Below are 26,574 nucleotides of genomic sequence, written 5' to 3'. Positions count from 1 at the left end.
TATTAATAGAGTGATTAATATATATTTTTAATATCAAAAGAGGCTTGTTATAATCGGATTCAAACGGAAGGAGGAAAGAAAAATGAAATACAGGAAACTCGGAAAAAGCGGCTTATCGGTTAGTGAAATGGCCTTGGGAAATTGGATCACACACGGGGCTCAAGTGGATGACCGTACGGCGCAAGCCTGTGTGAATGCCGCACTGGATGCCGGAATCACGACTTTCGACACGGCGGATGTTTATTCCGAGACGAGAGCGGAATCCGTTCTGGGAGTGTCTCTTAAGGGGATACGACGTGACGGCATAGAGCTCTGTACGAAGGTCTTCCATCCTACGGGCAGCGGACCTAACGATAGAGGGTTGTCGCGCAAACATATCATGGAGGGCTGCGACGCTTCTCTGCGCAGATTGCAAACGGATTACATCGATGTGTATTACGCACACCGTTTCGATTCGGACGTATCGCTCGAAGAAACCTTTTTAGCGTTTTCGGACCTCGTCCGACAGGGGAAAGTGCTTTATATCGGGGTCAGCGAGTGGACCGCGGAACAGATCAAGCGCGGTGCGGCTCTGGCAAGAGAACTGCACGTTCCCTTCGTGGCGAGTCAACCTCAATATTCCATGCTGTGGCGTGTGATTGAAGGCGAAGTTATCCCGGCTTGCGAGCGTGAAGGCATCGGACAGGTAGTGTGGTCGCCGCTGGCGCAGGGGATTCTGTCGGGCAAATATGCGCCCGGCAAGCCGGTGCCGGAAGGTTCCCGCGCTTCAGCGGAAGCGGGTGCCCCGTTCTTCGATCGTTTGGCCGGACAGTGGCTGCACAAAGAAGTACTCCAGGCCGTCGAACGGATCCGTCCGCTCGCGGAACAATCCGGTTTGACAATGCCGCAGCTTGCGCTGGCATGGGTTTTGCAAAACCCGCACGTTTCGTCGGCTATTATCGGCGCCTCGAAGCCCGAGCAGGTAAAAGAAAATGTAAAAGCGTCGGGAGTCCGGCTGGATGCGGAGGTCTTGAGGCAAATCGACCTTATTCTGAGTGATATTGCGGAGTTTGATCCAAGTAAGACCGGTTAAGCATGCGGAGTCCGGGAAGCTTCGCCGGCTGTTTTTTCTTCCAAGACGTCCAGAAAATTCATCAGAACGGTTTCGTTTCTGTCTGTTTTCCAAGAAGCATAAAGAGGAACGAACGGCGCTAGTTCACTAAAGGAGCGGAAGACGACATCCTCTCGCCGGAAGGCGGATACCGAAGAGGGAACAATTGAAATCCCTATCCCGGCCGCTACGAGATTAACGATCGTATACATTTGAACCGCTTCCTGGACAATACGGGGCTGAAACCCATGCTTCCCGCAAAAATCGAAAATCAACTCATGAAAAGCCGCCCCTTTATTGTGCGGAGACATGATAAAAGGTTCATCTGCCAGAGAATGTATAGACAGGGACTTTTGTCCGGCTAACGGGTGCATAACGGGCAATACGGCAAGCAGAGTTTCATTTGCGTAAAGCCTCGAGGTTATATGCGCGGACGGATCAGCCGAACGAAGGAAGCCAACATCGATTTTGGCGTCGTGCAGAGCTTGCAGCTGCTGGGTGGTCGTCATTTCCGTCAGCGTGAGCTGAACATCGGGAAACTTTTCGCGAAACGATTTTAAAACCTCGACCATGGTACCGCCGACTGCCGAATCCACGAAAGCAATGGACAGATTCCCGATTTTGCCTTGTCCGGCGAGCTGTGTTTTTCTGATGGACTGTTCCAGTTGGCCCACAAGGTTTCTGGACTCTTCTAAAAACACGGTTCCTGCAGGAGTCAGCCGAACCTGTCTCTTGGTACGCTCGAACAGCTTAACGCCGAGTTCTTCCTCCAAGACTTGGATTTGCTGGCTTAGGGGAGGCTGGGTCATATTCAGTTTTTTCGCGGCCCGGTTGAAGTGAAGCTCTTCCGCCACGGCGATAAAATAATGCAGTTTTTTCAAGTCCATACATTCGAATTTCCTTTCGCAAGAAAATAGTCGCTCCCTCTGCAAATTTACTTTATCACAGGCCTTCTCGCGGCGGCAAAATTTCGCGTCCCGGTCTGTGTTTTTTCTTGTATTGAGTTTCCTCCGATCCGGGTAATGTATGGCAGGACGTAATTCGGCGCTTGCCGTACAAAAAGGAGAAGGGGGAGAGGAACATGTACCTTCAGAGCCGATTTTTCCGTGTATGTCTGGGAATTATCTCCGTGCTTCTGATTATTCTGCTTTTCAGCAAAATCAGCTTTGTGTTCAACCCCTTGATCACGATGATCAATATTTTGATCGTTCCGTTTATGATGGCGGGCTTTTTCTTTTATCTGCTCCGTCCCGTGATCCATTATTTAACGACCCGGAAATTGAACAAAGTCTTGTCTATTCTTCTGGTGTATTTTGTGCTGAGTGCGATCACAGCCGTCTTCGTAGCGGGCGTATGGCCGACACTTCAGCATCAGGTGGAGAACTTCGTGAACGGGGTTCCCGGCCTGATCGAGAATTTCAAGCATCAGATGGCCAGTCTGCAGCAGAACCGGATGTTCTCCATGTTCGCGGGAAGCGAATCGGATCTGTCGACGAAGCTTTCGGAATACTTGAACCGGGGCATTACGGCGGCTTCCGACTATGTGTCCAATGTGGTTTCGATTTTGACGAATTTCGTGATCATTATTGCGACGGTGCCGATCATTCTGTATTACATGCTAAAGGAAAGCGAGCATATTCCGTCTTCGATTCTGACTGTCATTCCAAGGCGTTACCGCCGGGACGGGAAGGAAGTGCTGGCCCAAATCGATTCCGCGCTTAGCGGGTTTATCGTGGGTCGCGTGATCATCACCAGTTTGCTCGGCGTCATGCTGTACATAGGGTTTCTGATCATTGATCTTCCTTACTCGCTTCTGCTGGCCATTGCGGCGACGATTTTGAATATTATTCCGTACATCGGGCCTATTCTCGGCGCTATCCCGACGATTATTGTCGCTTTTACCGTTTCGCCCGCCATGGTCGCCTGGGTGCTTGTCGTGACGGTTATCGCGCAGCAAATCGAAGGAAACCTGCTGTCCCCCCACATTTACGGAAAAAGACTCGATATCCATCCGCTGACGACGGTCATTCTACTGCTGGTCGCCGGCGATATTGCAGGGATACTGGGCGTCATACTCGCGATTCCCGCGTACATTGTGCTGAAAATCATTATCGTGCGCATATATTCGCTGTTTTTGGCGGAGAAAGTGGAGGAGCTCGTGGAATAGAAAATTTGCTTGCTTGAGAGAAGGACTGCCGCCAGGCGGTCTTTTCTTTTTGGGGTTAGGGAAGGATGGTGGTAAAATTTACGAAAAGAGGGGCAGGAATAATTTGAATTGTCGATAAGGGGAATTTTCCCATTAAAGACTATTCTACCAGACCAATTCAACATAACGTGTGGTGTGGGGTGACAAGAACATTATCTTATTCCCGACGGTAGCCGAATTACCTGTTGCACTTGCAAAGAGACTGAGCACATTGAAGTTCCGTTGGGGGAAAGGTTTTTAGATTTTGAAGAGCTAAGAGGCAAATGGGTGTCGGCTACAGGATGCCGGCCTAACCCCCCCCTCGGAATGTCTTTCGTTTCATTTAGTGTCTTTAAAGAAAAAGGAGTAGCCAATGGCTACTCTTGGAAGGCAGAAACTACAGCTAAACAAAATACGTTTAATGCCAATCATTTAAAGAAGTTATATACCAAGTTATCCCGTAACCAACCTGATTTCTAAAGTTTTCAGGTATTTTTTTAAGGCAATCACTCATTGCGACCTGCCACGCTGTGAATGCCGCACTTAGTCCAGCTGCAGCGGCAGCTTCTATACCACCCTCCCAAGCCGCAATAAAAGCAGTGACTCCGGCGCCTTTGGCCGCCCCTTCGGCATAATATAAACAACTGTTTATTTGCTCTTTCAGGTATGCTTCAAGATTCTGGGGATATTCCACCCATCCATAATAATCAATCTGGGAATCCCGGGATAAAAAACATGGATAAGGGATTTTGCTTTTACCAAATATGGTTGTAAATACTTTATAGCATGTTGTTCCTTTGAACTCGGGAAATTTAAAACCAAACAACCACAGCGATTCACGATGATATAAATTAGATGCATAGCCAGCCCCTCCATGTTTGGCGCCTCCACTTTGAGATCCTCCTGGTGCTGCATGTGGCGGAGATTTTTGCTGATAGCCCGCCCCTGGTGAGATTGGTGTTGGTTTTGGCGATATGTGATGTTGTGGTGTAGTAGTCGGAACATTTAGCTTCTGCGCATAATGTTTAATTAGTGCAGGGTCTGTGATTAATTTTGCTTGCGGATCATCCTTAACAGGTAGCACAGTTGTGATTTCACTTATCGGGGGTCTATACAAGGAGTCATACGTTTGAGTGGGATAGTTCAAATTACTGTGTCGATAAGGCTGAATTTGATAATAACCACCGCAGCAGGGGCAAACAATTCCAGGCATATGATACATAACGCACCTCTTTTTTTCTGAATAGGGATATTTATCTATATTGATGTCCGGTGGTTATGGTGCTTTTCCTTAATTTATTGACGATGATCCATGCGTTCCATGAATATTATGAAACTCAATGACGACTGAGGACCAATTAGTCAGGAAATTCGCGGGTTGGTTAAAAAAGAATTTTTCAGCTAAGATGCTATCCATCGAGCGTACAAGGCGTGGGCTAATGAATGAGAAGTGGAACATATTCTTGATAAACTAAGACTGGTTGAAAAGGAACGAATCAGATAGGCTCTGAATGATAGGGCTGGAATTTTAATTAAGTATGCTAGGGAGAATTACGAGGACGAATTCGTACAAAAATGTAGAGAAATTATGCCAGCGAGTAAAGAGGAACTTGAGAATGAGGTATTGAACCTTAATCGGCTAGATTCTGAATTTACGGACAAAAAAAGGCACGCTCTTATAAGAACGTGTCTTTTTTATGGTCTAAAGTCAGGCCCTGCCGTCAGTCCCGAAAGCCTGCAGCCCGGTCACTTGCGGGTTCTCCTGCCTGATGCGGGCGGGCCGGGAATTTTCCCTTGAATTTGTAAAGCGACATAAATAAGCACAAACCCGCTATGAACGCGAATTTTTGGTAATGGAGAATAAGGAAATCCGTCATCGGCATAGGCATGGCAAATATCAGAAGCGGATAAAAGCTCAAAATGAAAAACAGAATAAATACCGCAAAAAATAGGGCCCGGTGAACCGTCAGTTGACTGGTGAGAAACAGGGTGCCGCTGCAAATCCCGGTCAGCATATACAACAAAATTTTGAAGCCGCTAAGCAAGAGAATGATTGAGTATGTAGATTTGATACTTTCAGCATCCAGGAACCGTTCCAATTTTATGATTCCGTAAAAGACAAGTGCAGCCCCGATTAACCAAATAAAAATAAACGCCGTTCTGTTTAATCGCATAGAAAGAAATCCTCCTTGAATTCGTCAGGTTAAATTTACCCTATTAATTGTAATATTGGTAGCGAAGCTGTTCGGCCGATTGACATGCCCGGGAAGAATCAGTTTTCCGCTTGCCAAACCATATATTGTTGTATATTATAGACATTATAGATCTATAATTAAAAATGGTGAATACGGCGTTAATCTTCGTTCATTTTTAATTCGCACCGGAAGGAGGCGCCAGCCAAATCATGCAATTTTCCAAAAGCACCGGGTACGCTCTGCATGCACTGATTCATTTAGCCCATACGGAACGCGGCCGTAACGTAGGCATTAAGGAATTATCGGCCTGGCTCGGCGTGTCGGAAAGCTACTTGTCCAAAATCATGTCCAAGCTTCGGCAAGACGGGATTGTTCGTGCCGTACCGGGAGCAAGCGGGGGTTACGAACTGGCGCGCGAGACCGATCAAATCACCTTTCTCGACGTGATTCAGGTGATCGAAGGACGCCAGCATATGTATGAATGTTTCAAAATCAGTGAAGAGCATCACCCGATGTTTTTCGAATCGGAAGTTTTGGAGCCTGAATCGTCAGACGGTACGGACCATAGAGAGTGTCTGGTCAAAAAAGTGATGATGGGCGCCGAACGGCATATGAACGACTATTTAAAGGGGCACACGATCCAGTCCGTTCTCGACTCGGCTACCGCCAGAAGCGGCGAGGCAGCTGACAAGAAGCCATAATCTTCTTGTGCACCAATTATGGACATTAAAGATCCAGGAGGATGATAATATGGAACAAAAAATCGATGTAGGCATTATCGGCGGGGGTCCGGCAGGTTTGAGCGCGGCGCTCGTGCTGGGCAGGGCAAGAAAAAGCGTAGTCGTCATCGACGAAGAGCGGCCTCGCAACCGGGTTACCCGCGAGTCGCACGGCTTTCTGACACGGGACGGCATTAGCCCGGCGGAGTTCCGGCGCGTTGCGAGGGAGCAGATTGCCGCGTATTCTTCGGTCCGTTTCGTTACGGATTCAGCGGTAACGGTCGCGGGGGCGGACGGCAATTTTGTAATCACCACAGGGCAAGGATCGGTTTACCGGTGTAAAAAAATTCTTTTCGCGGCAGGAAAAAAGGACCTTCCGCTCGACATTAGCGGCTTAGCGGACGTTTACGGCAAAAGCGCGTTTGTCTGTCCTTATTGCGACGGGTGGGAGCTAAGGGACCAGCCCCTTGTTCTGATCGTCAAGGGAGGGGCCGCCATGCATTTGGCCCGGACGGTTTCAGGCTGGTCCAAGCGGACGACGATCTGCACCAACGGGCCCGACGAGTTGACGGAAGAACAGCGCGGGGAGCTCAAGGCGCATCACATCCCGGTTTTTGATTCGCCCATCGTGCGAATTGAATCATCCGGCGGTATGGCGGAGCGGGTTGTGCTTGCCGATGGCAGTGCGATCCCGTGCAAAGGAATTTTCTTTGCGCCCAAGCTCGCTGCCGGTTCGGATCTGCCGCGTGAAATCGGCTGCCGCATGACAGAAGGGGGCTCGGTCGTGGCCGATCCTTTCGGCAAAACGAACGTACCGGGCGTCTTCAGTGCCGGCGATGCCGCAACCGAAATGTATCAGGCGATCACGGCCGCTTCTCTCGGTTCCCTTGCCGCCGTGGGCATAAACACGGAGCTGCTTGCGGAAGCCTGGGACAACCGGATCTAATCTCAGGTTTCTGCAACGGCGCAGATGCAGGGGTAAGCCGTCAGCGGATACCCCTAGTCCCTCCATTTAATCAACTGAAGGCAAAAAAAGCAGCCCCTCCCGAGGCCGTTTTTTTGTTTGAATCGTCTTTCGTTCTCTATATTGACTAACCGGTCAGCATCCGTTACACTTTTATTAACCGATCGGTTAGCATAACAAAAGGAGGACCCCGGTTGCCTTTACAACTTTACGAAAGAAACGAAATCTTCGAAGCCTGTCTTTCCGTTTTCGCGCGCCACGGGTATAAAGACACTTCGACCGGAATGCTGGCAGAGGCGGCCGGAATTTCCAAGGCGTTGATTTTTCACCATTTCAAAAGCAAAAAAATGCTGTATCTCAGCTTGCTGGATCACTGCTTCGAGAAAGCGAGGGAAGAACTCCGGGTGGATGCTGTTCCGGACTACCGGGATTTTTTTGAAGCGATGGATACGCACAGCCGCAAAAAACTCGATTATTTCCGCAAACATAAAGACGAAATCAAATTAATTTACGAAGTCTACTATTCGACCCCGGAAGAGCTGAAAGAGGACATTGCCAAGAAATTCGGGCATGTTCTTGCCTCCAAGTACGAGGTCTGGGAGCGGTTATTTGAAAAAGTTCCTCTTCGGGAGGGAGTGGACCGCAAGCAGGCATTTGAGCTGGTCATGATTACCCTGGAGCATTTCGAGAACAAGTTCGTAGCGGAGGTTACGGATCTTAGCGCCATCGACGACCTTTATATCGAAAACATGTTCACGAAGATGAATGAGTTCTGCAAAATGATCCGTCATGGCATCGCGCAGGATCACGCTTAAGGCCGCAGCACGATATTTCCCGCATAAACGTTTGCCGTTTTTCCGCTTATTCGCTTTTTATAGAAGGGAGTAAATCCATGGAAAAAATTACTGGCGGCGATTTAAATTCGCCGGAAACGATGCGTGATGTTGCCGCGTTCTATAAGCGGCTGGCTGCACAGAAGGAGCCGCTTATCCGTCTGGACGATTTTTACGGGATGGGAGGGGCCTGGATCGCTTTTCGTCACGATGATGTGGCCGCGATGCTGAAAGATCCTCGTTTGGTCAAGGATATGAGGAAATACGTGCCGCAGAACGAGCCGGAAGCAGCGGGAGCAAGCACGTATGTGGGCAAACTGTTTGAATGGTTGAGGAACATGCCGAATATGCTTACGGCCGATCCGCCCGATCATACCCGGCTGCGCAGGCTCGCTTCGAAAGCTTTTACGCCCCAGATGATTCAGGGCCTGCGTCCGCGCATCCAGCAGATCGCCGACGAGCTTCTGGATGCCGTCCAAGAGCGGGGCCGGATGGATCTTGTCGCGGATTTCGCTTATCCGCTGCCCATTATCGTCATTTCGGAGATGCTGGGAATTCCGGCGGCCGACCGCAACCTTTTCCGGGGCTGGACTCAGAAGCTCCTGCAAGCCGCAATGGACCCAAGCCAAGGTTCCGCGGTGGAAGAGGCGCTGGAAGAGTTCATCGGGTACATCCGGACGCTGCTGGACGAAAAACGCCGCAATCCGGGCACCGATGTGACGAGCGGCCTTGTCCAGGCTTACGAGCAGGAAGACCAACTGAGCGAGAATGAGCTTCTCTCGACCATCTGGCTGCTTATCATCGCCGGACATGAAACGACGGTCAACCTGATCGGCAACGGCGTGCTCGCGCTGCTGCAGCATCCCGGACAAATGCGCCTGCTCAGGGAAACGCCTTCTCTTCTCCCGGGTGCCGTAGAAGAGATGCTGCGCATGGAGGGCCCCGTTGTCATCTCCAGCCGGTTTGCCGGAGAGGATATCGCCATGCACGGCAAAGTCATACGCCAAGGCGAGATTGTGCTGCTGGCATTGGCGGCCGCCAATCTGGACCCGCAGAAATTTTCGGATTCCGATAAGCTTGATATCACCCGCGAAGAGAACGAACATCTCGCCTTCGGAAAGGGGATTCATCACTGCCTGGGTGCTCCGCTTGCCCGCTTGGAAGGGCAGATCGCTTTCGGCACGCTTTTGCGGCGGCTTCCGGACCTGCGTCTGGCAGTCGAACCGGAGCGGCTGGATTATAACTACGGAAAGCTGCGCTCGCTCACCAGCCTGCCTGTTCTTTTCTGACCTCTGAACTCCGATCGGAGCGCGGTTTATGTTAGCCGGACCGCCGCGCTCGATCGGCATCCTCGTTACGCAGCTTTTTTCCCTTTGACAAGCTATAACTTACGGCAGCATGGAAGCTCTGGTAAATGCTTTGGCGAAAGGAATGATCAATGAGGATATCAGCCCGTTTGAAAATGAAGTCAGGATGAACGGACTGTAGACCTTATGAATAGTGAAGAAATCCCTGATGAAGTTTAAGAGAGCCTAAGAAAGAAACACCAGCACTATCAGAAGAAAAGTGACTTGCATTAAGTTTTAGAACAGACCTAATCTACATATAAACAAGTAGGCCCCGTCCAATTGGACGGGGCTTTATTTACCTAATGTATAGAGCGTTGACCTATTCCTCTTAAGTTCCTCTACCCGCCCAAGCACAGACAGGACCTACAATAAAAGTACTCACAAGAATAAATAAAATTGTATCAATTTTTATTGCAATAAGGAGAGCCGCAAGAGTAAAAGGGGTGGTCAGGATTATTCTTTGGGTACGAGTTTTCATAACGTTACCACCGCCCTGTTAATCATCTAAGAAAATTAATTATCGTAATAATCTTTAGTAGGGATATAAACTTTATATCCTGCGTCCAATTGGGGTTCGCTCAAGACAGTTCTTTTCAATTGCGTCCGGTATCTGCGTAAATATCCTCTACGTAGTAGTATACATCCCTTCCATAGTAATCACTACATTTTTTGGAAAATGTTGCAATAATTATCTGCCGTTTTAGCATTATGTCGATTAGCGAGGAATTTTTCTGCCTCGGTGCGAACACTCGAATTTACTTTACATGTTCTAGCCGTTAAATAAACTTGATCGCACTTTGTACGGATATGACCCAGGGTTAGCGTTGTCTAAACTTCTTATTAAAATTTTAGGTTAACAGCACGAAATGTTAAATGGTACACGAACGAATACCCTAAGACTCTAACCGCAGGAGTCAGAGAAGATTTTAAGATCACTTTGGCTATTCTGCCTCACTATTTTTTCGAATATATGGCTGAAAGGTATCAAACTTATAACGACACCTTAAGTTTAGAAGTATTATAAAGAAAAGGTCATCAAGGAAAAAACCACTTCTTTAAACCGCCTTAACCCCGCGCGAAGCTCTGTTTCATTCAAATAGGAATAACTCATGCGCACCCGGGAGGCCGACTCTCTCAGCGGATCGCAGATCGTACCGGGGACGAAGGTGAGGGACTTTTCCATACAGCGGCTGAGCAGACGGTCCATCGGCACCGAAACCGGCAGCTCCACCCACAGATTAAAGCCTCCCGCAGGGCTGGTCCACTGCCACCCGGTTCCGGACAATTCTTCTTCCATGATGTCCTTGCGTATGGCAAGGGCAATTCTCAGTTTCGCCAAATGCTGCTGCATCCGGTCGGAAAAGAAATAGTGCAGGAAGATCTTCTGATTCAGCAGGGGAGCCCCGCTGTCGGATAACGATTTGGCCCGGATCAAGTAGTTCATGAACGACGGCCGGCAGGCGACAGCGGCAATGCTGAGCCCGGGAGCGATGTATTTGCTGAAACTGCGGAGATAGATGACGTACCCTGCGGTATCGTAAGAAAAGAGCGGCAGGGGAGGCTCATCCCCGAAATAAATATCGCGGCACGGATCGTCTTCGATCAGCAGGCACTTATACGTCTCCGCCAGCTCCACCAATTTCTTGCGCTGTTCGGCCGGAACGGTGAAACCCGTCGGGTTGTGAAAGGTGGGATTGAGGTAAAAAAGGCGCGGCCTGCAGGTCTGCATAATCCGTTCCACCTGCTCCAGATCGTAGCCGGACGGATGAATATCGACCGGGATGATCTTGGCGCCCTGGCGGCTGAAAACGTCTATGGCCGGACTGTAAGTAGGCCGCTCCAGCATGACGACATCCCTCGGTCTTACGAGAACTCTGGCGACCAGATCGATCGCCTCCTGGGAACCGGAGGTAATCAACAATTCATCGGGAGACAAGAAGAAATGAAAGCCTTTCGTGAAATAATCGCAAAGCGCTTCACGCAGCTCCTCGTCTCCTTGAACGGTCGAGTAGGTGCCGAGCACTTTCGGATACAGATCGAACACTTTTTTTACATACTCGGACAAATAAAGGTTCGGCAGCAGATTAGGATCGAGCAGCGCTTTGGAAAATTGATAATCCGCCTGCACCTGATGGATTTCCGAAAGGTGGCTTTCATGCACATAGGCGGAAACGATCGGATCGTTCAGCGGGCCCAGCATCGACTGGCTGCCGGGGTGCACGTAGTAGCCCGATTTATCCTTCACGTACACATCGCCATTGCGCTTCAGCAGTTGATAAGCCTTAAAAACGGTCAGCCGGTGCACCCGGAAGTCCGCCGCCAGTGACCGGATAGAAGGAAGCTTGTCATGCGCCTTCCATTCTCCGCGCCTGATCCTTTCCAGCAGGTAATCGTAAATTTGTTCGAAAAGCTTATCGGAAGGGGCGTTCGAACGGTTTTCTCTTTCCACAACACATCGCTCTTTTCTTCAGGTTCGGTTTCCTTCAGTATAGCCGATTTCGGCGCAAATCTGTTCTGTTAGTTGGGATCTGTTCTATTCGAACCCGTTTATACTGGGGAAAAGGAGGAATGGAAATGATCCCGTTCAACTATATCCTGATGTGTTTAATTTTCGGGACAACTTTTTTGGCTATCAAAGTGGGGATCGACGCCGGAGCGTCTCCCTTTTTCTCGGCCGGGGTCCGGTTTTTTCTTGCCGGCGCCATTCTGTTTATTGTCATGGTTGTACAAAAGAAAGCACGGATCTCGCTTCTGCTCCGCAAAGAGATGATGCTGACCGGACTCGGACTCACTTTCGGTGTTTTTGCGAGTCTGTACTGGGCGGAGCAGTATTTAAGCTCCGGCATCGCCGCTGTTTTGTCGGCGACGGCTCCGCTTATGATTATGCTGCTCCAGACAGGCATGACCCGGCAGAAAATGTCCGCCTCGTCCTGGGCAGGGTGTCTGGTGGGATTTGCCGGCGTGGTTATTCTGCTTGTACCCGGTATGACCGTCGCATTCAGCACGGTTTGGGTGACGGGATGCATAGCGGTCCTGATGGGACAAGTTTTTTATTCCGCGGGTACGGTGTATTCCCGGCGGGTTATCCGGAGATTTTCCGATACGTCTCCGATCGCACTGAATGCGGCGCAGATGCTGTACGGGGGAGTCATGCTTCTGCTGTTGTCGCTTTTCACGGAGCAAGTACATATGGAAGCGATGCTCGTTCCCGAAGCCGTTTTTTCGTTGCTGTATCTGATCGTCTTCGGGTCGATGATGGGGCACACGATATTCTACTGGCTTGTAGCCAAGACGAATCCCGTCTTTCCGTCCACCTGGCTCTATGTTTCTCCGCTGATCGCTCTTAGTCTGGGAGTTTTTCTCTACGGTGAGCCTCTCTCGTTTTTGTCGCTTGTAGGAGGAGTCACCATTATCGTGGGCATTCTCCTGATTAACCTCAAGAGCTTGCGGCAAATGGCGGGCAACCGGACTAAGCTGGTTGAGCGAAGTTAGGCGGCGGGGGAATGTACATAACCGAAAACACTCATCGCCAAAATGTTCATAAACTTGTCACTTATGTGGGGCCATCCATGATCCCTATACTAACAAAGGTAAACAGAGAGGATGATCGAAATGCCGACAACGAAGAAAGAACATGTTTATTTCGGGTTGATGATGTGTTGTGGGATGGTCTTGATCGGGCGGTTTTCTTAAGCTGATTTTACGCACCGCCCGATTTTCGGCGGAATATAACGGAATTTTCTTTTATAAAAAGGTTGACACGGTCAGATGAATCTGTTAATTTGAAATTAATTTCATACCCTACAAAGGGGAGTAGCTTATACATGCATAGTCGTCATTACGTGGCTTGATTGCCTCCGGCTTTGCATGCGACGTAAGATGGATCACGTTGTTAGCGAGACCTTTGCCTTACGGCATTGGTCTTTTATTTTTAGGAAAAACAGCAGCCTTTGCCGGCCAACCGGTGAAGGCTGCTTTTATTTTGCCCTATTTCGGGGGAAGGAGGAAAAAACGGCGCCGTTTATCAACTGAAACTCATTACCGCAGCATCAGACTATACGAGGAGGAGTGTCAACCATGCTAGTTTCTTCAACTGCCCGGATGAACGAGAAGGCGCTCGACATTGCGGCGGCCAGGCATCAGGCGATCCTGAGCAATCTTGCAAACGCGGATACCCCTGGTTACAAGAGTCAGTTTGTTTCCTTCGAGGAGGAGCTGGAGAGAGCGACGGAAGGAAAGATGCCCATGGAAGGGGTCATGACCCATAAGCGGCATTTCAAGATTTTCGCCTCGGGAGAAGCCGGACCCATCAAAACGTCGGTTCTCGGTCCGTACGTTTTCAATACCAATGGAAATAGTGTGGATATGGATTACGAGATGTCCCTGATGGCTAAAAATCAGCTTGCTTATTCGGTTTTCGCCGAAAGGGTAAGCGGTCATTATAAGAAAATGAACGGGCTGCTCAGAGACTTGAAATAACCGCCCGGCAAAGGTTTAAGCAAACTCTAAATCGCAGGAGGATAACCTATGGATGTTTCGCTAATTCTCGAATACGGCTGGGTGCTTCTCGTGCTGGTCGGTCTGGAAGGACTGCTCGCGGCGGACAATGCCCTCGTGCTCGCCATCATGGTCAAACATTTGCCGGAAGAAGAAAGGAAAAGGGCGCTTTTCTACGGCTTGGCGGGCGCTTTCGTCTTCCGTTTCCTTTCCCTGTTCATCATTTCTTTTCTCGTTGACGTCTGGCAGGTTCAAGCTATCGGCGCGGTTTATCTGATCTTCATCGCGCTCAATCATATTTTCCGCAAAGTGCTGGTCAAGAAGGGTGAAAGCGGAGGCAAAAAAGAGGACACGGTCAAAACAGGCTCTTCATTCTGGGCGACTGTTTTCAAGGTTGAACTGGCCGACATCGCTTTTGCGGTCGACTCCATTCTCGCGGCTGTCGCTCTGGCGGTGGCGCTGCCGGAAAGCGGCCTGCCCAAAATCGGAGGGATGGACGGGGGACAATTTTTTATCGTCTTCGCAGGCGGCCTTATCGGATTGATCATTATGCGTTTTGCCGCATCTTACTTCGTAAATCTCCTCAACCGGAGACCCGGCCTGGAAATTGCCGCATTTGTCATTGTGGGTTGGGTGGGTGTCAAGCTGATCGTATACACGCTGTCTCACCCGGCGCTTTCCGTTCTGCCCGAAGGATTTGCGAAGCTGCCGGCATGGAAATATACGTTTTATGTCGTTCTGGTTCTTATCGCCGTGTGCGGCTGGTTTCTGTCCAAAGAGAAAAAGGAAACGGCGGTCTGATAGCGCTGACGTGCGAAATTCCGTCGATTTAACGAGATATGGAGAGGAGAGATGCGAATGGAGCAGTGGATTACGGAAACGATGGAGGCATTCGGGTATTTCGGCATCTTCCTGCTGATCGCGCTGGAAAACCTGTTTCCTCCGATTCCTTCGGAGGTCATATTGACCTTGGGCGGTTTCATGACGACCACGTCCGCATTGACGGCAGTCGGTGTTATTCTGGCTGCAACCGCCGGTTCTGTTCTGGGGGCCGTCTGCCTGTACGGAGCCGGAAAACTGATGTCGATGGAACGCTTGAGGTCGGTAGTCGCGCGGCACGGTAAGATTCTACGCCTGAAACCCGAAGATATCGGAAAAGCGGGTTTCTGGTTCGATAAGTACGGAGTATGGGCCGTATTTCTCGGACGGCTCGTCCCCCTGGTCCGCAGTCTGATTTCCATTCCGGCGGGAAGTGCGGGAATGAGCTTCGTCCCGTTCCTGCTTCTCACTACTGCGGGCTCGCTTATTTGGAACAGTGTACTCGTCTATGTCGGGGCGGCCGTCGGTGCATCATGGGAGACGATTGTGGGCTATATGGACATCTATTCGACCGTTATTTATACGGGACTGGCTCTATCCTGCGCGCTTATCGGTTTCCTCTATGTACGCAGGCGGATCGTAAGGAGCGAACGGGGGAAAGAATCGCTCGAGATCGGTAACGATAAGTAAAGGACAAGCCTATAGGATAAAAGAGGCTAGTGAAAGAAACCGTCCATGTTCCGGCAGGATACGTAAAGACGGACAAAGGGGTGCCCGCTAATCTCGCGGGCACCCTTCCGTTTGTTGCTACATTATTCATTCCCCCTTTCAATTGTGGTGTGTACATGGGCAGCTTCTGAAGTTAGAAGTACGTTCACACCTTCTTTCGGCTGAAGAGGTTTACCCTCAACGACTACATCCAGCCGTCCGGTAACAGGATGAATGACCAGCCCGTGCACAAGAACCGATTCCGGGAACAGCGGATGTGAACGTATCATAGAGACACTGCTCGCAATGCTTTCTTCAATATTGGAAAATCCGGTCAGCCATCCGTTGAGATCAATGCCGGCTTCCGACAATGTCTGCATATAAGGGTCCGGATCGCCGAACTGCCGGGCGCATTCGATATCATCGGCGCTTCTTAAATTCGCCATCCCGCATTCGTGGTGACCGATCACATACACTTCTCTGGCCTTGAGTTCGCAAATGGCAAGCAGGATGGTTCTCAGGACGCTTCCGGACGGATGAGACACGACAGCGCCGGCATTTTTAATGATTTTGGCATCCCCGTTTCGGATCCCGAGCGCCTTAGGCAGAAGCTCCGGAATTTGAGTGTCCATGCAGGTGAGGATCACCATTTTTGTGTCCGGACACGGGGCCGTCTGAAAGGGGAGAGCCTGTTTTTCCTGCACGAAAATCCGGTTGCGAGCGAGTATTTCATTTATGCTAGACATGTAAAACAACCTCCTCTCTATACTTTTAAAAAGAGCAATTACCATTATTAGTAAAATTACATATTAATGTTAATTTGAGTTACGGGTTTCGTAAATAATAAAAATCAACGAAAAATGATAGATATCAATTTAACAGCCGTACTTTATCGAAAACAACTCATTTTTCACGGATGTATAAAAAAATATCCCCGATATGTATTGCGGGAATCTGTGAAAGTGAAGTAGACTTAACCTACATTGTTGAGAATGATTATCAAAATCATTGATAGAGGAGAATGGATAGATGAGAGAGAAACGTCCAAAAAGAGCCGTATGGAGTCTGCTGGCTCTACTGGCTCTAACGGCAAGTTTAACCGGTTGTGGGGGAAAAGGGGAGAGCACGGCAGCAACTGCTGTACAGAGTACTCCTGCAGGGGAGAAATCAACGGATGATAGTCGCGTCGTCAAAGACGCTTTCGGAGAGATCAAAATCCCGGCAAAGCCGAAGAGGGTGGCGGCCATCTACCTGGAGGATTACGTAACGGCTCTCGGTGTGACTCCGGTTGTTCAATGGTATAACCCTAATTGGGGGATTCAGGAATATTTGAAGCTGGATGTACCGAAGTTTGATATGACCGGAAGTATCGAGGCTCTTCTAGAGGCCAATCCCGATCTGATTATCGTAGATGGCGGGGCGGACAAAGCCAAATATGACATGTATTCTAAAGTCGCTCCGACTTACCGGCTGCCCGACGAAATGTTGACCGACGCGTCCGCCATCCTTAAAACCACAGCCGATCTGCTGGGAATGCCGGAGAAAGCCGATGCTATTCTGAAGGAGTACCGGAAAAAAGTCGACGATGCGAAAACGGCTCTGGAGAAAGCCGTCGGAACAGAGAAGGTGGCCGTGATCCGTTTGAACGTGGGAGAAAAAACGTTTACGCTGTTCGGCATTAACAACCGGTTTATCGGCTCCATTCTGTACCGCGATCTGGGACTTACACCGCCCCCAATGGCCAAAGAGATGAAAGAGTTCCAGCAGATCATCTCCGAAGAAATGATTCCCCAAATCGACGCGGATCATATTATCCTTCTGCCTTCCAACGGCACTTGGGATTCGGAAGAAAACAAAGAAGCCGTTCAATTGCTAAAAAGCCCGTTCTGGAAATCGGTTCCTGCGGTCAAAAAAGGACACGTATACCAGGTTGAACGTACTCACTGGCAAACTGGCGCCTTTTTGGCCAACGGCATGAAAATAGACGATTTGTTAAAACTGCTGGTCAAGTAACTCGTGAGGACGAACGATCATGAATGACAATCAGAACAAGCCGTTTGCACGGCGCACCTCGTTTTACGAGCTGACGGGCATAAGCCGCGAGACCGCTTCTTCCGGCTGGAAACAAGAGGCTGCCGGAGCGGACAGCCATTTCATTGTGGCGGTAACAGGCGGCAGCGGCAGCATGATGCTCGACGGAGTAGGTTACGCTGCCGGATGCGGGAAGTGCTATCTGACCGCTCCCGGAAGCGGTGCGTGCATGGAGTCGGATGCAGCGGACTTAAGCTATTACCTCCTGAAATACGAGGTCTTGGCGATGGAAACACATGGCGAAAACGCGGAAGGCGGCTTCGCGGACGCGGCGGACCGACGTGACGATGCGTCCTGCCAGGCGCCGGGAGCTGCGAAAGAGAACTTGCTGGAACCGGGCGAAATCGCCTGCCCGTCCTTTTCTTCCGGCGTTACGATGCTGGAGACGATGTACGAGCGCCGCCATCCGGCCAGCGAATTCGAATCGTTCGATACCTATGTGCGGTTTCAGGAATTTCTTCGCTTCCTCCTACAGCAGCGTGCTGCCGTTTCCGATGGCCTCGATGCGATGCAGGCGGTAGAACGCTCAATAGCCGTGATCCGGGACAATTACCGGAGCACGCTAACGGTAGAGGGGCTGGCCTCGGGCGCCGGTTTGGACCGTTGGAAGTATTCCCGTCTGTTTAAAGAACGGACGGGAACGACTCCGCTCGATTTTTTGAACCGGACCCGCATCGAACGGACCAAGCAGCTGCTCGTGCTGACCGACGATCCTTTGTCGGGTATTGCCGGACATGCCGGTTTTAACAATGAATACTATCTCAATCGGCGGTTTAAACAGACCGTCGGCATTACGCCGGGACAATACCGGCGCAATCACCGGGAGCATGTCCGGGTGTTCGCTCCGTGCCTGGAAGATTTTTTGCTGGCCCTGGAGATTACACCGGTGATGCAGTGGTACAGCGAGGGATGGGGAAAACAGGATTATCTGGACATGAGCGATGTCCCTGTTTTCGACGTTTCAGAGGGCAGTCTGGAGCGCCTTACGCAGGAGCAGCCCGATTTTATTTTATTAGACGCCGGAACGCATCCTTTAAGCTACAGCCGCCTCGCTCCTACCTACCAGATGGCTCATTCGGGGGAGGACTGGAGGTCTACGCTGGATAAAGTGGCGGATCTGCTCGGAAAGAAGAGTCGCGTCCGGGACATTATCGGCGAGTACGAAAGCAGGGCGGACCGAGCAAGACAGGCCCTCGGACGCTCCGTACGCGATCAGACCGTGGCGTTCCTGCGCATTTCAGCCGAAGCCGTTACGTTGTACGGCGGGCCGGAGCTGGGCTACACGGGTCCCGTTCTTTACAGAGATTTAGGGCTGACTCCGCATCGCCTCGTCAGCCAATTAACGGGCCGCTCGCGCAGAAGTGCCGCCTTGAGTCCGGAATGGCTGGCCGGGCTGGATGCGGATCATCTGTTTGTGACGTTTGACAGACGCTGGGGACACACGGCCGGAGTTCATGAAGACGAGCGGCTCACCCGGCTGCCCGGAGTTCGGAACAACAGCGTCTATGAGGTCGATTTCCTGACCTGGATGAACTACGGCATCCTCTCCCGCGGCAAAAAAATCGAAGACGTATTGAAGGTGCTGGCATGAGGTTTAGCTAATGCGTGCCAGGACCTGCCGGATTGTATTTCAATCAATTCGGCCCGTGTTTCCCGCAGTGCATTCTTCCGCCAACGGACAGGATGCGCTTTTTTTATTTGCAGGAATTTGTTTCGGGAATCCGGCAAGGCAGAATAGGATGACGGATATCCGTGCTTTTTTCGCCGGGCTGAGGTAATCTTAACGTATACGAATCAGGGAGGGGCCGGGATGAACGAACCGGGAATTGTAACGTTAGACACCGAGAATATCAGCCGGGAACATATTTGCTGTGCCATATCGGACAAGAAATGCGCCAACGGAGTCAAGCTGAAAAAGGAATGGCTGCAGCAGCGCTTTCAGGAAGGTTTGCGTTTCAAAAAGCTGGATGTCCGGCAGAAAGTATTCATCGAATATATTCCGGCGGAATACGCCTGGTGCCCGGTAGAAGCTCCCGGTTACATCTATATCAACTGCTTCTGGGTAGCCGGCTCATACAAAGGCCAGGGATACGGTAAAAAGCTTCTCAGGGAATGCCTGGAGGAAGCGGGCGCGAAGAATGGGGCGATAGCGGTAACGAGCCGGACCAAACGGCCCTATTTATCCGACAAGTCGTTTTTTACCCACAATGGATTCGAAGTGTGCGATCAGGCGGCTCCTTATTTCGAGTTGGTCGTGCTGAAATTCAAGGAAGACGCACCGATACCGAAATTCAAACCAAGCGTAAGGGAGCAGAGAGTGGACGTTGTAAAAGGATTTCTGGTTTTGTACACCGCCCAGTGTCCCTATACGGATCATTATGTGGGAGAACTTGCGGATTGTGCACGCGAGCGCTCCATTCCGGTCGAAGTCAGGAGAATCGAGTCCACCTGGGAAGCGCAATCCGCACCAACGCCTTACACCAGCTACAGCTTGTTTTATAACGGCCATTTTATCACACACGAGATTTTGACCCGGAGCAAGTTCGATAAAAATATAGATGCCTGGATAGAAAAGTACGGATTACCGGGTGCCTGATAGATGGCATATTTGCCGCAAGCGGATGAGCTGCCGGAGAAGCAAGATCCTTGGGAATTCAAAAGGGGAGGTTGAAAGATGAAGGAGAAATACGTGTTTCGTTAAGTCCGCGGACCGCCGGGTATCCGTTCGTTCTTCATGCTTTTACGGTTGGAAAACAAACAGTCGGGAGGAAGAACATGGATATTCGGATCAGGAAGTTGACCGAAGAGGACAAATTCGAGGGCATAGAGGTGGACGGGAGCTTTATGGTCGATTCCATTCTCGTCCTTACACTTGAGGACCGTCGGATCGGCTATACGGTCGAAGAAGTGCCCCGCTATACGAAAAGATATGCGGACGAGCCGGACGGGGAAACGGAAGACACCGGGTATGCCGGCTATATCGGGAATCCCGATCAAGTCATGTATCTGGCCTGCATGGAAAACCGAATCGCAGGTCAAATTCTGCTAAAGAAGAACTGGAACGGGTACGCTTACGTCGAGGACATTAAAGTAGATTCCTCCTACCGGAGATACGGCGTCGGCCGTAAGCTGATTGACCAGGCCAAGAACTGGGCGAAGGCAGGGGGAATGCCGGGAATCATGCTGGAGACTCAGAACAACAATGTCCGGGCCTGTAAGTTCTATGAAAGCTGCGGGTTTGTCTTAGGCGGATTCGATAGCTGCTTGTATAAAGGTCTCGACAAACAAAGCAACGAAATTGCGCTGTATTGGTACCTGATGTTCGACTGAAATTAGGCCACCCGAAGGCGAAACGATCAAAAAATATCCGGGAAAATACTCGGATGTCCTCCGGCAAAAGCAGCATTTACGGGAAGATCATATCCGGCAGTACAACGCCCAGCAGAAAACGATTCAAAAGACGGAAGAGTATATCCGCAAAAATAGGGCCGGAGTTAACTCCAGAATCGCCCGCGGTCGTAAAAAGCAGCTGGATAAAATCGAGCGGATCGCTGCGCCTGCTTTTGTCGAGAGGCCGTTCATCCGCTTCAGGGAGCTCACGCTAGGGGCTCAGGTTGCGCTTCATGTAAACAAGCTGGAAGTGGGGTATACGGCGCCTCTGCTGCCCAAGTTAACTTTTTCCGTGGGGAGCGGGGAAAAGATCGTCATTACCGGATTCAACGGAATCGGAAAATCCACATTGCTCAAAACGCTTATGGGAAGAATTCCGGGCATTTCCGGGGGATTCCGTTTTGCGGAACATGGGAAGACCGGATACTACGAGCAGGACTTGGTCTGGGAAGACGACGCTATGACACCGGTTCAGTATATATCGGACTGGTATCCACAGCTGAACAACAAAGAAATCCGGCGTCATTTGGCACAGTGCGGAGTAAACGAAACGCATGCTTTCCAAACGCTTCGTACCCTGAGCGGAGGGGAACAGTCGAAAGTGAAATTGTGCCGCTTGCTGCTTTCGCCCTGCAACGTGCTTATCATGGACGAACCGACCAATCACCTGGATGCCGAAGCAAAAGACGCTTTGCGAAACGCCTTGATCCACTTCGGCGGCACCCTGATTCTGGTGTCACATGAACAGAAATTTTATGAGGGTTGGGTGGACCGAGTTCTCGAAATCGGAAACCGGAAGCGCGAATTTGAATGAGGAACGTTACCCTCGCCCATTGTATACAGTTTTGCAGGAAAGAAAAGCACCAGGAATACGGGCCTTTGCTTTGGCCCGAATTTCCCGGTGCTTTTTTGTCTAGCAGAAATGAAAGACAGGCAGATGAGCTTTAATTATCGCGGGGTGTAGCTGCACCATCCCGTCTGCCGCTCTGCAAACGTGCGGAAAACACAAGTGCGATAATGACCGCGGCAGCTATCGCCAGAAAAGCGTCAGAGTAAGGAGCGGCTCCCAGAACATAGAAGGGGTTCAGCGGATCTTGCGCGGCTTCTTTACGCGCCGCCAGAAAGGCTCCGATAACGGAAGCGCCTGTTCCGGCCCCGAGGAATAAGGCTCCCTGGAAGATCCCGAGCCCTGCGCCGACTTGCTCTTTTCCGAGCGTACTTGCAGCTGCGTTGTTCGCGGGAGAATTCGTAAAGGCGACGCCGAGGCCCAGCCCGAGCATTCCCGTCGAGGCCAATAGAGGAGAGCTCCCCGCTGCGAAAGTGGAAATGAACAAGAGCGAAATAACCATGACCGAAAGTCCCGCGGCGACGGGAATTTTGGCTCCTATCCGGTCGGAAAGACGGCCGGCCGCAGGCGAGAAGACGGCCACGGCCGCGGCACCCGGCAGCAGGACAAGGCCCGCTGCCCCTGGGGAGAGGCCGTTTACTTCGACGACGAGAAGCGGGACGAAGACGAGCGACGAGACGTAAGCGAACATCGTGAAGAAGCCTACCAGGACCGTCGCCACGTAGCTTTTGTTTGCCAGCAAGGCAGGCGGAACGAACGGGTGCTCCGCCGTGTAAATTCGCCAGATGAAGGCGGCTGTCATGAGACAAGCGCCCGCCAGACTGCCCCAGGAGGATAACGACCGGAATCCCTCCGCTTGTCCCTGTGTGACGCCGAAAAGGAATAAACCTGCCGCCAGGCCGAACAGAATGCCGCCAAGCAGGTCGAAATGGCGCTCTTGTGCGGCTTCGGTGCCGGGACTTCCGTCCGGGAGCACATAAAGAGCGCAGGGAACAAGTGCCAGCAGCAGCGCTAGAGTGATCCAGAAGAGAGAGGGCCAGCCGAACAGCTGGCCGACAAGTCCGCCGAAGATCGGCCCGACTGCCGTTCCGATGCCGATGCTGCCTGCAAGGATGCCGAGTGCGGCGCCTCTGCTTCCGGACGGAAGAACCTGAGAGACGGTGATGACGGAAAGGACCGGAATGGCCGCGGAACCCGCCCCTTGCAGCATGCGGCCCAGTACCAAAACCAGAAGAGTAGGGGCGACTGCGCAGACGAGGCTTCCGGCCGCAAATATCAAGAGAGCAAGCGGATAAAGCCTCCGCAAACTGAAAAAGTCCGAAATGCGGCCATAGAACGGGACGCCGATAGCGATCACGAGCAGAATCCCGCTGACTACCCAGCCTGTCCGGGCTTCGGAAGCTCCGAAGTCTTTGCTTATGAGGTGCAGAACCGGGTTGACCATATCGGCTGTCATGCAGGCAACGAATAAGGAAAAGACGAGTACAAGCAGCAGGGGAAGCTGCCGGTTTTTTTTAGAATCCGTTTGAACGTTCATGTATGTTTGCCTCCTAAAATTAAAGTGGGCTCAATCTTAGGAGGGGAATCCCATGTTTTATTTATCACGAACGGTCACCTCCTTTCAGGCAGAAGAACAAGGGCAAAAAGTACGCAAAAAAGACGCCTCCACAAACCGGCGCCAAGTCGTTGCGTGTTAGATTAAAATCTGCTGGTTAATCAGAAACGTCCATTCACTTTGCAGATTCCATTACGCGAGGCAAAAAGCATCCGGTGGTTGTCACTATGAAATTTCGTTTTAACACTGCCCGAAAAAAGGCAGACGGATCCCGTCAAAGTCTGATCCCCGGATTTTTTGCTTTTATTTTTTGCCGGCACGAAAATCGTTTCCATCGCTTTTTGCCTCCTTTTCTGCTAGATTGTCTCTAATTTTATTCGATAACGCTTAAAAAAACAACTTGACTTACAGCCTGCTTACAAAAGATTTTTCAAGTAGTCATCTTTCCACTGAAAATAAATTTCCTTCTTTTCTTCTCTTGAAAACAAATGCGCAGGATATGGCAATGCCAGTTCAGGCATCTGTTCCGGGCTGAAATAACGAAGTTCGGCTGTTTCGCTGTCCAAGGGATTCAAGGTGCCGGAATGAACGACGCAATCGAACATCAAGATGGTATATTCCACTTTATGGCCATTCGGATATTGATAGCGGTATTCCTTTCCGCCGAATACACCTATCAACTTGCTCGGGAAAACATACAGCCCCGTTTCTTCACGCACTTCGCGAACTTCCGCTTCGGCAGGCGCCTCGCCAAGTTCAATGGCTCCTGCGGGTAGGCTCCATTTCTCGCCGTTTCCTTTGTTTTGCAATAAAATTTCTCCCGACTCGTTACGAACAATTCCCGCCACACTTGGCACGAAGATCCATTCACAGCCCACTTTTTCTCGCAGATTTCTATAATAATCAGACATTCCCACTTGAGCCGCCCCCTTAAATTTTTATGCGAAACCGTATAATTCGTTCTTAACCGGGAACTTCCTTCTTGTATGTCCAGTCCTACATTGCTTACCAACTAAAAATCAATTTCTTTGAAGAGCGGGATTTAGTATGCTAAGAGATAAGACTTTGCCGAAGGGGGAAAACGGGTTGAGCAATAAGGAAGTTTTAAAAGAAGCGTTTAAGCGGACGTCTTATCCGTTGGGTGGTAATGGGCCCCGGGATATGGGAGTTTTGAAGCAGGTCTTTGACGAGATTGAGGGCACGCTGGAAAGCGACGTTTACGGAACGGGGAAGCTGATTGAGGACTTTCAGAGCAAAATAGCCGCCTATTTAGGCAAGGAAGCGGCCGTATTTTTCCCGAGCGGAACGATGGCGCAGCAAATTGCGTTAAGAATCTGGTGCGATGAGAAAGGAAGCAAGCGGGCCGCGTATCATCCGCTCTGTCACCTGGAAATTCACGAGGAAGACGGTTTGAAGGAGCTGCACCACATAGAGCCGGTTTTGCTGGCGGACAAGGACCGGCTGATTACCCTTGAGGATGTGAAGCGGTTAGGCGGGGAGATTTCCTGTCTGCTCCTGGAGCTGCCCCAGCGGGAAATCGGCGGCCAACTGCCGGCATTCGAAGAGCTGGAGGCTATTTCGGCTTACTGTCGCGATAAAGGCATTAAGCTTCATATGGACGGGGCGAGATTGTTCGAAATTACGCCGTACTACCAAAAATCGGCCGCTGACATATGCGCGCTGTTTGACAGCGTATACGTGTCCTTCTACAAAGGGATCGGCGGAATTGCAGGAGCCGTTCTGGCGGGAAGCAGTGATTTTACGGAGCGGTCCAAAGTGTGGAAGAGACGCCACGGGGGCGATCTGATTAGTCTTTACCCGTACATAATCACGTCGGATTATTATTTCGACCTTAGAATAGGCAGAATGGCACAGTACTTCGGGGAAGCGAAGGAACTCGCCGCTTTCTTCAATGAATGCGAGGGTGTTTATACAAAACCCGCGGTTCCGGTGTCCAATATGTTCCATATCCATTTTAAGCTGCCGGAGACGGCCGTTCTCCCGATCCTTACGGAAGTATACGAAGCCACGGGTGTAGGATTGACTTCTTGGCTGCATGAACGAGAAGAAGGAACCTGCTACACCGAGATCAGCGTGGGTGACCGGTATGAGAACGTACCGAAAGACAAGATCCGGCAAGCCTTCCTCCTGTTAAAGGAGAAGTTGAAAGCGGCGCTTTCCGCATAAGGGGAGCATTCGGAGAAAATATTCAATCCAGCACGATTCTGTCCGGCAGGAAGTAGCGGATTAATAGCCGTAAGACATGCGATACCGCCTCTTTTAATTACTTAATGCCATTAATCATATAATATATTTAATCTCATTAATTGTTTTTGCTGAATCGTTTTGCACCTCACTGTCATCTACACACACATGAAAGAAGGAACGATATGAAACGGACTCTAGTCGTCAGTGACATACACGGAGAAATGGACAAATTTACAAGGCTGCTGGAACAGGTGAGCTACGACCCCCGGCAGGACCAGCTGATTTTGCTCGGCGATTACGTGGATAAGGGGCCCGATCCCAAACGAGTGGTGGAAAAGGTCATGGAGCTCCACCGGGAAGGCGCGATCGTTCTCAAGGGAAACCACGATCATATGATGATCAAATCGTTCGAACGGGACCCCGTATTCATCGAACGCTGGTTCCGGAACGGAGCCCGTGCGACATTGACCAGCTACGAACATCCGGGTGCCGCTGCAGAAGCTCCTACTCCCGAAACATTGGAGCTTACGCCCCTGCTGAAGGAGCACCTTTCCTTTTTGGACGGACTTCAAACTTTTTATGAAACCGAGGATTATATCTTTGTCCATGCGGGCGTGCATCCCGCGACTTCGCTTGCAGAGACGGATGCTTATGTGCTGATGTGGATCCGCGACGAGTTTCACAAAGGCTACCGGGGCAAGAAGACGGTCGTGTTCGGGCACACCATAACGGAAACCCTTCACGGCAAGCAGGATGTTTATTTCGGAGAAAACAACATCATCGGAATCGACGGCGGTGCCGTGTATGGAGGGTTTCTGCACTGCCTCGAGCTGCCGGGCCGGAAAGTCTTTTCCGTCAAATAAACGCCTTTTCCGACAAGAAAAGGATCTTTAAAAAACGCATTAACAAAACCGTTCAGCATTTGAACGGTTTTTTTCTTTTATAAACGAGCGTATAGAGGAAAGTAACAATTTCTTTATAAAGGATTTATTTTTCGTTTCGGAATGAGAGCAGCCCTCCGTTGTATAATGCAAACAAACGTCTTCAACAAGACAAATCAATCATCGAAAAACTGCATGTGCGGCCGCTAATTTGCAGGGAAGAAAGGATTATACCCACCCATG

Annotated in this window: 22 protein-coding genes and 1 pseudogene; 17 read left to right on the top strand and 6 right to left on the bottom strand. The window is 50.5% G+C overall.

Going from position 1 to position 26,574, the window contains the following annotated elements:
* The first annotated feature begins 82 nt into the window (after positions 1 to 82).
* Positions 83 to 1,072 carry an aldo/keto reductase family protein gene (locus AC58P5_RS02825; RefSeq protein WP_497384441.1) on the top strand — a complete coding sequence of 330 codons (990 nt, stop codon included), beginning with the start codon at positions 83 to 85 and terminating at the stop codon, positions 1,070 to 1,072.
* Here AC58P5_RS02825 and AC58P5_RS02820 read toward each other — a convergent pair.
* Positions 1,069 to 1,977: a LysR substrate-binding domain-containing protein gene (locus AC58P5_RS02820; protein ID WP_497384440.1), complete on the bottom strand. Its 909-nt coding sequence runs from the start codon at positions 1,975 to 1,977 to the stop codon at positions 1,069 to 1,071. The two genes, AC58P5_RS02825 and AC58P5_RS02820, sit on opposite strands and share 4 nt — an antisense overlap.
* A 194-nt stretch (positions 1,978 to 2,171) precedes the next feature.
* Between AC58P5_RS02820 and AC58P5_RS02815 the strand changes: the two genes are divergently transcribed.
* A complete protein-coding gene (locus AC58P5_RS02815) occupies positions 2,172 to 3,257 on the top strand; it encodes an AI-2E family transporter (RefSeq protein ID WP_497384439.1) in 1,086 nt (361 codons plus the stop codon).
* 436 nt (positions 3,258 to 3,693) lie between these two features.
* Here AC58P5_RS02815 and AC58P5_RS02810 read toward each other — a convergent pair whose 3' ends face one another.
* Complete coding sequence (locus tag AC58P5_RS02810; RefSeq protein ID WP_497384438.1) at positions 3,694 to 4,497, bottom strand: hypothetical protein; 804 nt, start codon at positions 4,495 to 4,497, stop codon at positions 3,694 to 3,696.
* Between the two features lie 1,182 nt (positions 4,498 to 5,679).
* On the opposite strand from AC58P5_RS02810, the gene AC58P5_RS02805 reads away from it, so the two are divergent.
* The 4 genes from AC58P5_RS02805 (at position 5,680) to AC58P5_RS02790 (ending at position 9,275) form a co-directional block, all read left to right on the top strand.
* Complete coding sequence (locus AC58P5_RS02805; protein ID WP_497384436.1) at positions 5,680 to 6,171, top strand: RrF2 family transcriptional regulator; 492 nt, start codon at positions 5,680 to 5,682, stop codon at positions 6,169 to 6,171.
* Between the two features lie 49 nt (positions 6,172 to 6,220).
* The gene (locus AC58P5_RS02800; RefSeq protein ID WP_497384435.1) at positions 6,221 to 7,135 is read left to right on the top strand and encodes an NAD(P)/FAD-dependent oxidoreductase; all 915 of its coding nucleotides are present in this window, start codon (positions 6,221 to 6,223) and stop codon (positions 7,133 to 7,135) included.
* Positions 7,136 to 7,347: 212 nt separating this feature from the next.
* Positions 7,348 to 7,968: a TetR/AcrR family transcriptional regulator gene (locus tag AC58P5_RS02795; RefSeq protein WP_497384434.1), complete on the top strand. Its 621-nt coding sequence runs from the start codon at positions 7,348 to 7,350 to the stop codon at positions 7,966 to 7,968.
* Between the two features lie 77 nt (positions 7,969 to 8,045).
* A complete protein-coding gene (locus tag AC58P5_RS02790; RefSeq protein ID WP_497384433.1) occupies positions 8,046 to 9,275 on the top strand; it encodes a cytochrome P450 family protein in 1,230 nt (409 codons plus the stop codon).
* A 1,078-nt stretch (positions 9,276 to 10,353) separates the two neighbouring features.
* Here AC58P5_RS02790 and AC58P5_RS02785 read toward each other — a convergent pair.
* A complete protein-coding gene (locus AC58P5_RS02785) occupies positions 10,354 to 11,784 on the bottom strand; it encodes an aminotransferase-like domain-containing protein (protein ID WP_497384432.1) in 1,431 nt (476 codons plus the stop codon).
* Positions 11,785 to 11,909: 125 nt separating this feature from the next.
* Here AC58P5_RS02785 and AC58P5_RS02780 point away from each other — a divergent pair, with 125 nt between their 5' ends.
* The 4 genes from AC58P5_RS02780 to AC58P5_RS02765 all read left to right on the top strand — a co-directional run bounded on the left by AC58P5_RS02780 (position 11,910) and on the right by AC58P5_RS02765 (position 15,341).
* A complete protein-coding gene (locus AC58P5_RS02780; protein WP_497384431.1) occupies positions 11,910 to 12,827 on the top strand; it encodes a DMT family transporter in 918 nt (305 codons plus the stop codon).
* 585 nt (positions 12,828 to 13,412) lie between these two features.
* The gene (gene flgB, locus AC58P5_RS02775; RefSeq protein WP_497384430.1) at positions 13,413 to 13,814 is read left to right on the top strand and encodes a flagellar basal body rod protein FlgB; all 402 of its coding nucleotides are present in this window, start codon (positions 13,413 to 13,415) and stop codon (positions 13,812 to 13,814) included.
* Positions 13,815 to 13,862: 48 nt separating this feature from the next.
* Positions 13,863 to 14,633 (top strand): TerC family protein, encoded by a 771-nt coding sequence (locus AC58P5_RS02770; RefSeq protein WP_497384429.1) that lies wholly within the window; start codon positions 13,863 to 13,865, stop codon positions 14,631 to 14,633.
* Positions 14,634 to 14,690: 57 nt separating this feature from the next.
* Positions 14,691 to 15,341, top strand: coding sequence for a DedA family protein (locus AC58P5_RS02765; protein ID WP_497384428.1), 651 nt, complete (start codon positions 14,691 to 14,693; stop codon positions 15,339 to 15,341).
* Positions 15,342 to 15,463: 122 nt separating this feature from the next.
* Here AC58P5_RS02765 and AC58P5_RS02760 read toward each other — a convergent pair whose 3' ends face one another.
* Positions 15,464 to 16,105, bottom strand: coding sequence for a beta-class carbonic anhydrase (locus AC58P5_RS02760; protein WP_497384427.1), 642 nt, complete (start codon positions 16,103 to 16,105; stop codon positions 15,464 to 15,466).
* Between the two features lie 283 nt (positions 16,106 to 16,388).
* Here AC58P5_RS02760 and AC58P5_RS02755 point away from each other — a divergent pair, with 283 nt between their 5' ends.
* The 5 genes and pseudogenes from AC58P5_RS02755 to AC58P5_RS02735 form a co-directional block, all read left to right on the top strand.
* Positions 16,389 to 17,372 carry an ABC transporter substrate-binding protein gene (locus tag AC58P5_RS02755; protein ID WP_497384426.1) on the top strand — a complete coding sequence of 328 codons (984 nt, stop codon included), beginning with the start codon at positions 16,389 to 16,391 and terminating at the stop codon, positions 17,370 to 17,372.
* Positions 17,373 to 17,391: 19 nt separating this feature from the next.
* The gene (locus AC58P5_RS02750) at positions 17,392 to 19,041 is read left to right on the top strand and encodes an AraC family transcriptional regulator (RefSeq protein ID WP_497384425.1); all 1,650 of its coding nucleotides are present in this window, start codon (positions 17,392 to 17,394) and stop codon (positions 19,039 to 19,041) included.
* Positions 19,042 to 19,260: 219 nt separating this feature from the next.
* Positions 19,261 to 20,046, top strand: coding sequence for a GNAT family N-acetyltransferase (locus tag AC58P5_RS02745; protein WP_497384424.1), 786 nt, complete (start codon positions 19,261 to 19,263; stop codon positions 20,044 to 20,046).
* Between the two features lie 179 nt (positions 20,047 to 20,225).
* On the top strand, positions 20,226 to 20,780 hold the full coding sequence (locus tag AC58P5_RS02740) for a GNAT family N-acetyltransferase (RefSeq protein ID WP_497384422.1): 555 nt from the start codon (positions 20,226 to 20,228) through the stop codon (positions 20,778 to 20,780).
* 22 nt (positions 20,781 to 20,802) lie between these two features.
* Positions 20,803 to 21,654, top strand: a pseudogene (locus AC58P5_RS02735) (ATP-binding cassette domain-containing protein); the annotation flags it as partial.
* Positions 21,655 to 21,784: 130 nt separating this feature from the next.
* On the opposite strand, the gene AC58P5_RS02730 reads toward AC58P5_RS02735, so the two are convergent.
* Positions 21,785 to 23,224, bottom strand: coding sequence for an MFS transporter (locus AC58P5_RS02730; RefSeq protein ID WP_497384421.1), 1,440 nt, complete (start codon positions 23,222 to 23,224; stop codon positions 21,785 to 21,787).
* Between the two features lie 434 nt (positions 23,225 to 23,658).
* Positions 23,659 to 24,159: an NUDIX domain-containing protein gene (locus tag AC58P5_RS02725; protein ID WP_497384419.1), complete on the bottom strand. Its 501-nt coding sequence runs from the start codon at positions 24,157 to 24,159 to the stop codon at positions 23,659 to 23,661.
* A 169-nt stretch (positions 24,160 to 24,328) separates the two neighbouring features.
* Here AC58P5_RS02725 and AC58P5_RS02720 point away from each other — a divergent pair, with 169 nt between their 5' ends.
* Both AC58P5_RS02720 and AC58P5_RS02715 read left to right on the top strand, forming a co-directional pair.
* Positions 24,329 to 25,429, top strand: coding sequence for a threonine aldolase family protein (locus AC58P5_RS02720; protein ID WP_497384418.1), 1,101 nt, complete (start codon positions 24,329 to 24,331; stop codon positions 25,427 to 25,429).
* A gap of 203 nt (positions 25,430 to 25,632) precedes the next feature.
* Positions 25,633 to 26,313, top strand: coding sequence for a metallophosphoesterase family protein (locus tag AC58P5_RS02715; protein ID WP_497384417.1), 681 nt, complete (start codon positions 25,633 to 25,635; stop codon positions 26,311 to 26,313).
* Positions 26,314 to 26,574 lie beyond the last annotated feature (261 nt).

This window comes from Paenibacillus sp. JT31N7 (assembly GCF_059692095.1).
Note: the sequence above shows the minus strand (reverse complement) of the source record. Positions and strands in the feature narration are given on the sequence as shown.

What these genes read in the sequence shown, in the direction of transcription:
- AC58P5_RS02805 (WP_497384436.1), top strand. Translation starts at nt 5,680, where the DNA reads ATGCAATTTTCCAAAAGCACCGGGTACGCTCTGCATGCACTGATTCAT.
- AC58P5_RS02765 (WP_497384428.1), top strand. Translation starts at nt 14,691, where the DNA reads ATGGAGCAGTGGATTACGGAAACGATGGAGGCATTCGGGTATTTCGGC.
- AC58P5_RS02815 (WP_497384439.1), top strand. Translation starts at nt 2,172, where the DNA reads ATGTACCTTCAGAGCCGATTTTTCCGTGTATGTCTGGGAATTATCTCC.
- AC58P5_RS02715 (WP_497384417.1), top strand. Translation starts at nt 25,633, where the DNA reads ATGAAACGGACTCTAGTCGTCAGTGACATACACGGAGAAATGGACAAA.
- AC58P5_RS02790 (WP_497384433.1), top strand. Translation starts at nt 8,046, where the DNA reads ATGGAAAAAATTACTGGCGGCGATTTAAATTCGCCGGAAACGATGCGT.
- AC58P5_RS02820 (WP_497384440.1), bottom strand. Translation starts at nt 1,977, where the DNA reads ATGGACTTGAAAAAACTGCATTATTTTATCGCCGTGGCGGAAGAGCTT.
- AC58P5_RS02730 (WP_497384421.1), bottom strand. Translation starts at nt 23,224, where the DNA reads ATGAACGTTCAAACGGATTCTAAAAAAAACCGGCAGCTTCCCCTGCTG.
- AC58P5_RS02770 (WP_497384429.1), top strand. Translation starts at nt 13,863, where the DNA reads ATGGATGTTTCGCTAATTCTCGAATACGGCTGGGTGCTTCTCGTGCTG.
- AC58P5_RS02825 (WP_497384441.1), top strand. Translation starts at nt 83, where the DNA reads ATGAAATACAGGAAACTCGGAAAAAGCGGCTTATCGGTTAGTGAAATG.
- AC58P5_RS02750 (WP_497384425.1), top strand. Translation starts at nt 17,392, where the DNA reads ATGAATGACAATCAGAACAAGCCGTTTGCACGGCGCACCTCGTTTTAC.
- AC58P5_RS02780 (WP_497384431.1), top strand. Translation starts at nt 11,910, where the DNA reads ATGATCCCGTTCAACTATATCCTGATGTGTTTAATTTTCGGGACAACT.
- AC58P5_RS02760 (WP_497384427.1), bottom strand. Translation starts at nt 16,105, where the DNA reads ATGTCTAGCATAAATGAAATACTCGCTCGCAACCGGATTTTCGTGCAG.
- AC58P5_RS02745 (WP_497384424.1), top strand. Translation starts at nt 19,261, where the DNA reads ATGAACGAACCGGGAATTGTAACGTTAGACACCGAGAATATCAGCCGG.
- flgB (WP_497384430.1), top strand. Translation starts at nt 13,413, where the DNA reads ATGCTAGTTTCTTCAACTGCCCGGATGAACGAGAAGGCGCTCGACATT.
- AC58P5_RS02810 (WP_497384438.1), bottom strand. Translation starts at nt 4,497, where the DNA reads ATGTATCATATGCCTGGAATTGTTTGCCCCTGCTGCGGTGGTTATTAT.
- AC58P5_RS02755 (WP_497384426.1), top strand. Translation starts at nt 16,389, where the DNA reads ATGAGAGAGAAACGTCCAAAAAGAGCCGTATGGAGTCTGCTGGCTCTA.
- AC58P5_RS02800 (WP_497384435.1), top strand. Translation starts at nt 6,221, where the DNA reads ATGGAACAAAAAATCGATGTAGGCATTATCGGCGGGGGTCCGGCAGGT.
- AC58P5_RS02740 (WP_497384422.1), top strand. Translation starts at nt 20,226, where the DNA reads ATGGATATTCGGATCAGGAAGTTGACCGAAGAGGACAAATTCGAGGGC.